Annotated in this window: 9 protein-coding genes; 7 read left to right on the top strand and 2 right to left on the bottom strand. The window is 43.1% G+C overall.

Annotated elements, in window-relative coordinates; all coding sequences use genetic code 11:
- The first annotated feature begins 391 nt into the window (after window positions 1-391).
- From E1163_RS06600 to E1163_RS06590, 3 genes are read left to right on the top strand one after another with little or no spacing between them, the layout of a single operon-like run.
- A complete protein-coding gene (locus E1163_RS06600; protein WP_155170647.1) occupies window positions 392-2386 on the top strand; it encodes an amylo-alpha-1,6-glucosidase in 1995 nt (664 codons plus the stop codon).
- A complete protein-coding gene (locus tag E1163_RS06595; RefSeq protein WP_155170646.1) occupies window positions 2386-3693 on the top strand; it encodes a glycosyltransferase family 4 protein in 1308 nt (435 codons plus the stop codon). The genes E1163_RS06600 and E1163_RS06595 overlap by 1 nt, the downstream gene beginning before the upstream one ends.
- Window positions 3694-3720: 27 nt before the next feature.
- Complete coding sequence (locus E1163_RS06590; RefSeq protein WP_155170645.1) at window positions 3721-5013, top strand: glycoside hydrolase family 57 protein; 1293 nt, start codon at window positions 3721-3723, stop codon at window positions 5011-5013.
- Between the two features lie 138 nt (window positions 5014-5151).
- On the opposite strand, the gene E1163_RS06585 is transcribed toward E1163_RS06590, so the two are convergent.
- The gene (locus E1163_RS06585) at window positions 5152-5712 is read right to left on the bottom strand and encodes a hypothetical protein (RefSeq protein ID WP_155170644.1); all 561 of its coding nucleotides are present in this window, start codon (window positions 5710-5712) and stop codon (window positions 5152-5154) included.
- Between the two features lie 254 nt (window positions 5713-5966).
- Here E1163_RS06585 and corA point away from each other — a divergent pair, with 254 nt between their 5' ends.
- Together corA and E1163_RS06575 are read left to right on the top strand one after the other, a co-directional pair.
- The gene (gene corA, locus E1163_RS06580; protein WP_155170643.1) at window positions 5967-6911 is read left to right on the top strand and encodes a magnesium/cobalt transporter CorA; all 945 of its coding nucleotides are present in this window, start codon (window positions 5967-5969) and stop codon (window positions 6909-6911) included.
- A 91-nt stretch (window positions 6912-7002) separates the two neighbouring features.
- Window positions 7003-8064, top strand: coding sequence for a DUF6340 family protein (locus tag E1163_RS06575; RefSeq protein WP_155170642.1), 1062 nt, complete (start codon window positions 7003-7005; stop codon window positions 8062-8064).
- Between the two features lie 156 nt (window positions 8065-8220).
- Here the strand turns inward: E1163_RS06575 and E1163_RS30460 are convergent, their stop codons facing one another.
- Window positions 8221-8415 (bottom strand): hypothetical protein, encoded by a 195-nt coding sequence (locus E1163_RS30460; RefSeq protein WP_185155991.1) that lies wholly within the window; start codon window positions 8413-8415, stop codon window positions 8221-8223.
- Between E1163_RS30460 and E1163_RS06570 the strand changes: the two genes are divergently transcribed.
- A complete protein-coding gene (locus E1163_RS06570; RefSeq protein ID WP_185155990.1) occupies window positions 8414-9097 on the top strand; it encodes a transporter substrate-binding domain-containing protein in 684 nt (227 codons plus the stop codon). The genes E1163_RS30460 and E1163_RS06570 overlap by 2 nt on opposite strands.
- A complete protein-coding gene (locus E1163_RS06565) occupies window positions 9064-10053 on the top strand; it encodes a cation efflux transmembrane domain-containing protein (protein ID WP_155170640.1) in 990 nt (329 codons plus the stop codon). Before E1163_RS06570 ends, E1163_RS06565 begins: the two co-directional genes overlap by 34 nt.
- Window positions 10054-10205 lie beyond the last annotated feature (152 nt).

Genomic DNA, 10205 nt, shown 5'->3' with positions numbered 1-10205 from the left:
TGCCAGCGAGTACGATTCTGCTTCTAATGACGCCGAGTGCTCTGCGAGAGATATCGGGGGAATTAGTAGGAAAAGTAGGCGATGTCAGCGAGTAATCGGATGTTATTATGTTCAAATCGACAGTTTCTTTGGCTGTACGGCAACTATTTTGTAAAAACGGTAAATATTTTTTTTATCCGGCAAACAGTTCACCATCAACAACTTCTAAAAAACGGCCATTTTGCTTAACAATTTTATAAAACAACTTGCTTTCATGGGTGTTTATTTAATTGTAAATTATGATACGTTATTATGATGACGATCAGTGGCGGTGAATGACCGGAATCATCGCATATGGGCTGATAAAAGTGCTTATTACGTATTGTAAGTTGTACACCAAAACCAACCAACCATGTCGTACATCAAACTAACCAAGCCTTTGCTTAATGATCTTTCTTACTCGAAAGAAAAAGAGATCTTATTAACCAACCGACTGGGTGCTTATTGCAGCACTACTGCCTCAACCTGTAACACCAGGAAATATCATGGACTGCTGGTAGCCCCACAGCCCCAGATTGACGATCAACACCATGTGCTGCTGGCCAACCTGGATGAAACCGTAATGAAAGGTGATACAGGATATGCCCTGGCCGTCCATCAATATCCGGGCATTCATTTTCCCGAAGGACAGCAATATATGGAGAGCTTCTCCATGGAGCAAACCCCAAAATGGATCTACAACATGGGTGAAGTCTTACTTGAAAAAGAGATCATTCTTGCCAAAGAGACTAACACATTGATGATCAGGTACCATATAATTGAGGCTAAAGGAAAGGTTAAGCTACAGTTGAGGCCGTTTCTGGCTTGCAGAAATTACCATACCATAAGAACAACAGACGCTCAGGCACAAGCCACTTTTGAGGAAATCACCAATGGCCTCAGATTCAGCATGTTCCACGGGTATAAGCCATTGTATTTTCAAAATTCCAGAAAGGGAGTTTTTGTACCTACTCCTGACTGGTATCACAACATAGAATATCAAAAGGAACAGGAACGTGGCTATGACTATGCAGAGTCACTTTTCGTACCTGGCTATTTTGAATACACGCTTCAAAAGGGTGATGAATTGGTTTTCGCGGTTGGGACTACCGAGACAAAAGCACGGATGCTCAAGCGTGCTTTCCAACAGGAGAAGGAGAACATTATTCCCAGAAAAGATTTTGAAAGCTGCCTGCTTAATGCTGCTGAGCAGTTCATTGTCCATGAAAAGGAAGGTTCATACATCATAGCAGGCTGGCCCTGGTTTGGGCAATGGGGGCGGGATACTTTTATAGCTCTGCCCGGGCTGACCCTGGCCACAGGAAAACCGGAAGTTTTCAGACTGGTGATGGATACCATGCTGAAAGGATTGAATAATGGTTTCTTTCCTAATACCGGCAGGGGAAAAAACATTAGCTATAACTCCGTAGATGCACCATTATGGTGCATCTGGGCACTACAACAATATGCTCTGCATACAGGAGATAATAAAATAGTATGGGAAATATATGGTGACACCATCAAATCGATACTGGAAAACTTTAAAAATGGCACGCATTATAATACCCATATGATGGAGTCAGGCCTGATCAGGTCTGGTGATACCAACCATGCGCTGACCTGGATGGATGCCATGCAAAATGGTGCACCTGTTACGCCACGGTCGGGCATGCCGGTGGAAGTGAACGCCTTATGGTACAATGCTGTAAATTTTGCGCTGCAAGCCGCCGGACAATATGGAGACGAAAGTTTTGTCAATCAGTGGAATACTTATCCTGAATTGATCAAAAACTCATTCATTATCACCTACTGGAATGAAATGAAAGGCTACCTGGCAGACTGTGTAGATGGGGAAACAACCGACTGGTCTTTGAAGCCCAACCAGCTCTTTGCTATTTCATTGCCGTTCAGTCCGGTTAATGGCGACATGGCTGAAAGTATCGTAGACAAGATAAAGGGTGAATTACTTACGGCCCGGGGTGTGAGAACGCTGGCCCCCTCCGACCCCAACTACAAAGGCACATATTATGGAGATCAGTTCACACGTGACATGTCTTACCATCAGGGAACGGCATGGGTATGGCTTCTGGGACCGTTTGCAGAAGCATACATTAAAGTAAAAGGAGAAGACATAGGTTTTATAAAAAAGCTGTATAAAGACCTTGAACCGGCTATTGTTGAACTTGGACTTGGAACGCTTTGCGAAGTTTACAATGGCAATGATACGGTACCTGGCGGCGCTATTTCACAGGCGTGGAGTGTTGCCGAGGTACTCAGAATAAAACAGCTCATAGATCAATATTCAACTAAAAAGAGAAAAATAACAAAAAATAAATCTTCAAAAACAAAAGAACTCTATAATCTATAATGAAGGTACTTATGTTCGGGTGGGAATTCCCACCACACATCTCAGGTGGCCTGGGCACTGCCTGCTATGGCATAGTTACGGGGCTGCTTCAACAGGGAGTACAGGTAACTTTTGTGGTGCCGAAGCTATACGGAGGTGAAAATCGCAAAGCGTTCAGACTGGTAAGTGCCAGTGATGTATTGGTCAATACGGCTGTACCCGTAACACAAAAGTGGTCAGAGCGGCTGCAATATATCGAAGCTCATTCACCACTGGCTCCATATGCCATGCTGGATCCAGAAGAAACGGGGCATACAGAGGTAAAAGAAATGGAGCAACTAACTATTGCAGATGATAAATCCCGGTTGAAGCGTTTCCGGATGACCGGTAAATACGGAAACGAACTCATGCAGGAGGTGCATAAGTATGCCGTAGTAGCTTCCGGAATAGCCGGCACTTATGAATATGACGTTATTCATGCTCACGACTGGCTCACCTTCCCTGCGGGTATTGCTGCAAAGGAAGCCAGCGGAAAGCCATTTGTTGCGCATATCCATGCTACAGAGTATGATCGCTCCGGGGAAAATGTGAACCAGGCAGTGTTTGACCTTGAAAAAGAAGGTATGGAGCGGGCAGACCATATAATTGCCGTAAGTGAGTATACCCGACAAATCGTCATTGATAAATATGGAATCTCTCCCGAAAAGGTAAGCGTTGTCCATAACGGCATTACGACCAAAGGTACAGACAGCACCCGGTTGTCCAAAGGGGTACAGGAAAAAGTGGTAACCTTCATGGGAAGGATCACCTATCAGAAAGGTCCGGAATATTTTGTGCGGGCCGCAAGAAAAGTGCTTGACGTGGTTCCCGATGTCAGGTTTGTTATGGCAGGTGGCGGGGATAAAATGGATGCCATGATTGACCTCGTGGCTGAATTGAAGATGAGCTCCAGGTTCCACTTTACAGGTTTTTTAAATGGTCCGGAAGTGGATGAGATGTATGCCATAAGTGATGTTTTTGTTATGCCGTCGGTATCGGAGCCGTTTGGAATAGCCCCTTTGGAAGCCATACAGGCCAATGTGCCGGTGATCATATCCAAGCAATCCGGGGTATCTGAAGTATTGAAAAATGCCATCAAGGTTGACTTTTGGGATGTGGACGCACTGGCTGACGCCATAGCCGCCCTCCTGCAGTATAATAGTCTTTCAGGCCTGTTTAAAGAAAACGGAAAGAGTGACCTAAAAGAACTGAACTGGAAAAAGTCAGCATCAGGTATAGAAGAAGTTTATCAAAAGCTTAAATCGTATGTACCGGAAATAAGCCAGTAATCGTAAAACTATAAAACCAACCATTGTATGAGTGCTATTTGTTTTTACTTCCAGGTTCACCAACCTTTCAGGCTGAGGCCTTATCGCTTCTTCGATGTAGGGCGCAGCCATAACTACTTTGATGAAGACATGAACTCGTCAATCATTAAAAAGGTTGCTGAAAAATGCTATTTACCTGCCAATGAGCTTCTTTACGATCTCTTAACTCACTACAAGGGTGACTTTAAGGTAAGCTTTTCCATATCAGGCACCGCCCTGGACCAGTTTGAAAAATATGCACCAGAGGTGCTGGCCAGCTTTCAAAAACTTGTGGACACTAGTCATGTGGAACTTTTGGCCGAGACTTATGCCCATTCACTGGCATCAGTGGCCTCCAAAAAGGAGTTCCGGACGCAGGTACGTCAACATGTAAAAAAGATTTACAGTACTTTCGGACAGCATCCTAAAGTTTTCAGAAATACAGAATTAATCTATAACGACGCCATCGCACATCAGGTGGCAGAAATGGGCTTTAAAGGTATGTTGACGGAGGGTGCTGATCGCGTACTGGCTTACAAGAGTCCGAATTATGTGTATCGTGCTCACCCGGCCTCCGATTTTGGGGTACTTCTCAAAAACTACAAACTCAGTGACGATATTGCCTTCCGGTTTTCGGACCAGTCGTGGAGCCAATGGCCACTAAGTGTCGACAAGTACATCCAATGGCTTAACCGCTTGCCAAAGCAGCATCAGGTGGTTAACCTTTTTATGGATTATGAAACCTTTGGAGAGCACCAATGGGCAGACAGTGGTATATTCCGGTTTTTGCAGGAGCTACCCGCTCATGTATTCTCATCATCAGACTACGCGTTTATTCATCCGTCCGAAGCACTGGAGAGTTTTGAACCGATCGATATTCTGTCTGTTCCTGAAACCATTTCCTGGGCAGATGAGGCGAGAGACCTAAGTGCCTGGCTGGGCAATAACCTGCAAAAAGATGCTTTTGACTCCCTCTATAAGCTCAGGAAAAAGATCAGGAAGTGCGATGATCAGGAGATTCTCAGAGATTGGCAGTACCTTCAGGCAAGTGATCACTTTTACTACATGAGTACCAAAGATTTTGCGGACGGGCAGGTCCATAAATACTTCTCCCCCTACCCTTCGCCTTACCTGGCCTTCATCAATTATATGAATGTGCTGAGCGACTTTGAAATCAGGCTGAGCAGGCACCTGCAAACCAGAGCCCGCAGTATAAAGCACAACCAATTGATCAAGAAGCTGATCAGGGATGAGCGGTTAAGCACAGAGAAGGTACCTGTAAAGATCAGGGAAGTCATATAAGGCTCTGTCTCCGTCCGTCGCTTAACTGTATCCAGAATTATAACTAAAAGGACTGAACAACGGCTTTACCAAACTTTCTAAAGTTTGGTAAAGCCGACATTTTTACGGTGCTTTTGGAGTATTACTGTTACACAACCCTCACCAGCTCATATTCTCCAACGCCTCCACTATCTCCATATCCTCAGGATCGTTAGAGGCTGTTTTTTCCACAATAAGGTCATCCAGGCTCAGTATGGGTATACTTACTCCGGAGGCTATGGATGTCTCTGACTTTACATAACACCAATTGAATTTTTTGGCGGGAAAGTAATTCAGCTCAAGGTGAACTTTCAGTGGAAATTTTTCTCCTAGACTGTTTATGGTTGAATCGATCACTTTCCGATGCTTACCCATAGACTGGCTGGTGATACTTTCCAATTTTTCAATATTTTCCTTATCTGCTTCTGCCCAGATCTCAAGATAGCTGCTGGGCATGATCACACCATGAAATGCCACGGCAAGATTACCTGTGACAATGTACTTGACCTCTTTTTCGTTAAGCTGGTTGAAAAATGTAAGGAAAGCAGAATTGGAAATGTAAAGGTATTCTACATTTTCATCGGATTCAGTTTTCATTGGCCTGGAAATCTGGGTAATTACCCTGTTCATTGCCAGGAAATTAAAAACATTAGCACTTTTGCTGTTATGTAGTATTGTCATGTCACTACCTGCTTTTCAATCTATCTTTAGAACATCTCCTGTTACTCAGTGTTATCATTTTTACAACTTTTTTGTCAATTCGTGACTGAGCAGTATTTAAGACTAAAACGCTCTTTCACATAAAATTGTACCTGTCAATCAACGTATTTATTAAATAGACAAAATCTAAAAAACCAATGGCGCCTATTGCAAACCGCCAATGATAAATAGTTACCTTAGCGGCCGGTACGCTCAACGGTTTAAATTCTGGAAAATTGATAAGGATAATAACTAAAGAAAATGGCAAGATAGTGGTGGCCTCTGACATTACTGTTCTTCCCGACACATTAAACAACCTGCTTTGGATAGACCTGATGTCACCTTCGAAAGAAGAAAAATCCCTTATAGAGGAAGCTTTGGAAATTGAGCTTTTTACCCGTCAGGAAAGTAAGGAGATTGAGAGTAGCTCGCGTTATCTTGAAAGTGAAGAGGAAGTGGGCATTAACCTGAACTTCCTGAAACGGAATCCCGAGGGTGGGTTTGGCAATGAGCCTGTATCTTTTATCCTTAAAAATAACATCCTTATCACCCAGCGCTCCGGTGAATACAACACATTTACGGATACCCTGAAAAAGATCAATATCTTCAAGCCAAAGACCGGTGCAGACATCATGCTCACCCTATTTGAAACCAGGATTGATTTTGATGCTGACCTCATAGAAAGTATTACGGATCAAATATCCGGCATCAGTAAGGACCTTGTAAAAGATAACGACCTGGAACGTGACCTGCTGATCAGGATCACCTCCCTGCAGGAAACCACTATTGCTATAAGGGAAAATATAGTTGAAAAACAGCGTATTCTCTCTTCTATTCTGAAAAGCCGCTTCTTCCCCAAAGATGATTATGAAACCATCAGGGTGATGATCAAAGACGTTGGTTCGCTGCTCGATCACACGGCTTTTAGCTTCGAAAGGCTTGAATTTCTTCAAAACACCTTCCTGGGTCTTGTGGACATGGAGCAAAACCGCATCATTAAGATCTTTACGGTGGTAACTGTGGTATTCATGCCCCCTACTCTGATTGCCAGCATGTATGGTATGAACTTCACTTTTATGCCGGAGTTGGACGAAATCTGGGGCTATCCCTTTGCTATCCTGCTCATGATCCTCTCCTCTGCAGCAACGCTACTTTTCTTCCGCCGAAAGAAATGGCTCTGACACCACTTTATTAACTCCGGATTTGGCAAATATTTCTGGCAAAATCAGCAGTATATTTTTATATTGTTAAAGAACATCCTTTTCTAAAAATATGAAAAAATCTACTGCCAGGTATTTCATTGCCTTATCTCTGCTTGCTGTAATGCTGCTTGGTGCCTGCTCCGGCACCCGTATAGTAACCATGAATGCCATGCGCCCGGCAGAGATCACGTTTCCGTCTTATGCCAATACCATTGTAATTGTAGACCGCTCAAGATTTGATAAGAATGCCGTGAATATTGTGGAAGGCATACTTACGGGGGAAATGCCCGGAGAAGATAAAGCCGGTGTACAGGCCACCATAACAGCGTTTCAAAACCAGCTCATGGCTTCGCCGCGCTTTCAAACCAAAGTGGCCAGTGAGCAACTGACAGGCAATAGCATTACTTCGGCCTTCCCTGCTCCACTGCCCTGGCCCAAGGTAGAGCAAATATTATCCAAGTACGGCGGTGAGGTCATGGTAGCCATAGAGATGTTTGATACGGATTTTGTAGTGACCAATGGCAAAAGGAAGGTTAAGAAACAAATAGAGCAGGATGGTGTAAAAAAAGAGATCGAAGTGGATGAATTTTATGCAGAGGGTGTAGGAAATCTTACTATCGGGTTTCGGGTATATGATCCCAAAGAAAAGACAATTGTAGACCAACAACTTATCTCCAAGTCCAATACCTGGCAGGCCGCGGGGAAAAGTGCCAAAGATGCATTGGCCGGACTCATTGCCAAGTCTGATGCTACCCGCTATATGGGTAAAATGGCAGGCTCTGACTATGCCTATAAAATAGCTCCCATGCCTATCAGGATCTCCCGGGAGTTTTACAGCAAATCGAAGAAAGTACCCGAAATAGCCGCAGGGTCACGCATGGCTGACGTCAATGACTGGCAAGGTGCAGCAAAAAAATGGGAAAGTGGAATAAGCCGTGCAGGAGTAAAGGAAGCCGGCTACCTATGCTATAACATTGCCATATCGTATGAAGTCATGGGAGACCTCAACACTGCCAAATCATGGGCAGACAGAGCTTATGTAGACTACGGAAACAAAAAAGCCCGCGAATATTCAGCCACATTGAACAGACGGATGTATCAGGAACAGCGCGTTCAGAAGCAAATGAAATAGCCGATATTAAAACAGTATTTACTTTTCCTCCTGGCTTTTCTTCTTCCTTTTATAACCCACAGCTATAAAGATGGCAATTAAAACCACGGTCACTATAATTATTGTTATCATCATATACTTTTAAAACCGGGAGATACAGAAAGTGTTTGGGGTAAATCAAAAAAACAAGCTATTTAATAAAACGGTTAGTATTTCGGCATACATGTAGAGATCTCTACCCGTTTTCTTATCATCATAGGCCGCGAATTCTCCAAAATATCTGGCTACCTGCACATTGATGGCCGCTCCCGTTTTGGTGGCATATGCTTTGCCCCTCTTTACCATACTTATTTTTATAACAGAAAAAATCATGAAAACCCTCTGGTTTATTTGTGTAGTTATAGCAACGCAATGCTGGAGTTGTAACTATCCGCAAGACCCTGATCATACTTTAGATAAGATAAAAAATCAGACTATACGTGTAGGAATATCCGAAAGCCCCGGATTAACTATAGTTGATGATGATCAGCCGTCAGGCACTGAAGTGGAACTTATCAAGGGCTATGCACAAACTATTAACAGTCAAATTGAATGGATAGAGGGCTCTCAAGAGCTAATTGTAGAGTTATTGAAGGAACACGAGGTTGATGTAGCTATAGGCGGCTATAGCAAGCAGACCGCCTTTAAAAAGCACATTGGTTTAACACGTCCATATAAAACAGAAAGAATAAAGGTGGGGGCAACAGATAAGAGCAAAATTCCGGATGAAATTGAAGGTAAAGAGATCGTAGTTGAAAAGGCCAGCCATGCACTGGTGGCGGTGGTAAAGCATAAGGGCATTCCAATCTGGAAAGACAGGGTTATACAAACTGATGGTTTAGTGGCAGGTTCTGAAGAAGACCTGATCAGCCAGGGCCTGTTTGTATCGGAGTATAACCTGGGTACAGTGGAACATGTAATAGCTATACCCAAAGGAGAGAATGGTTTATTGAAGAGTATTGAGAACTATATACTAAGGGAATGGGAGAAGAAAGAGATAAAGGAAAGTTTATAAACACGGAGAGCCACGAACTTCCGCCTGCACAAAAAGAAATTTTGGCAAAAGGAAAGAAACTCGAATGGATCACCATCTTTTACCTGGTAACGGTGATCGTCTCCATCTATTTTGTTCTCGGCTCTTCCCAAGCCATGAAAGCGGCTTTTCTTGAAGATGTGCTCAGCATTGTTCCGTCCGTACTTTTTCTGATAGCATATTTCTTTTACGACCGAAGGACACCTGACCATAGGTACCTCTACGGACTGCACAAAGTTTTTTCAGTGGCCTTTTTATTGGGTTCATTTGCGCTTTTGGGCATTGGCCTGTTTTCATTTTATGATTCTTCCATAGCATTACTTAAAAGAGAACACCCGACCATCGGCAACATCTATATTTTTGGTTACAGCGTATGGCTCGGCTGGGTGATGATACTGGCACTACTCTGGAGCTTCATTCCGGCAATGATCCTGGGGCGCAAGAAGTTACCCATCGCAAAAAAGCTTCACAATAAAATACTTTTTACCGATGCCAATACCCAGAAGGCGGACTGGATGACAGCAGGTGCTGCAATTATCGGCATAATAGGTATTGGCTTCGGTCTTTGGTGGGCCGATTCAGTAATGGCTATATTAATTTCCTTGAGTATTATGAAAGATGGCTTTACAAGAACAAAAGGCGCAATAACTGATATCATAGAGCAAATACCCACTAAAATTGATAAAGATGATGAAAAACACCCACTGGACTTTCAAATTTACTGGTTCTTCAAAAATAAGGACTGGGTAAAAGATGTACGGATAAGGCTCAGAGAAAACGGCGCTGTATTCTTTGGCGAAGTATTCATCATACCCAGTGATCCGGGTATGCATGCCGATCATTTAATAGATAAAATAGAAGAAGCCTATAAAGAGGTTCGGAAAATAGACTGGAAAGTTCATGACATTACCATACAACCTGTTAAAGCTTTTAAGTAGCCGGATTTTATCCAACCGGAATTCACTTTATCTAATAAAGACAATAAATTCACTGTTATTTTATAATTGGGGATAATTTTCCTGAAAATTGAGTAAAACATTTCCATCCGGTGAGGAAAACTTTCCCAGAAATATTTCCGCATCGAGGTTTT

Source organism: Fulvivirga kasyanovii (genome assembly GCF_009711405.1).
Taxonomy (GTDB): domain Bacteria; phylum Bacteroidota; class Bacteroidia; order Cytophagales; family Cyclobacteriaceae; genus Fulvivirga; species Fulvivirga kasyanovii.
The sequence above is the reverse complement of the archived record's forward strand: the minus strand, read 5'-3'. Positions and strand labels throughout refer to the sequence as shown.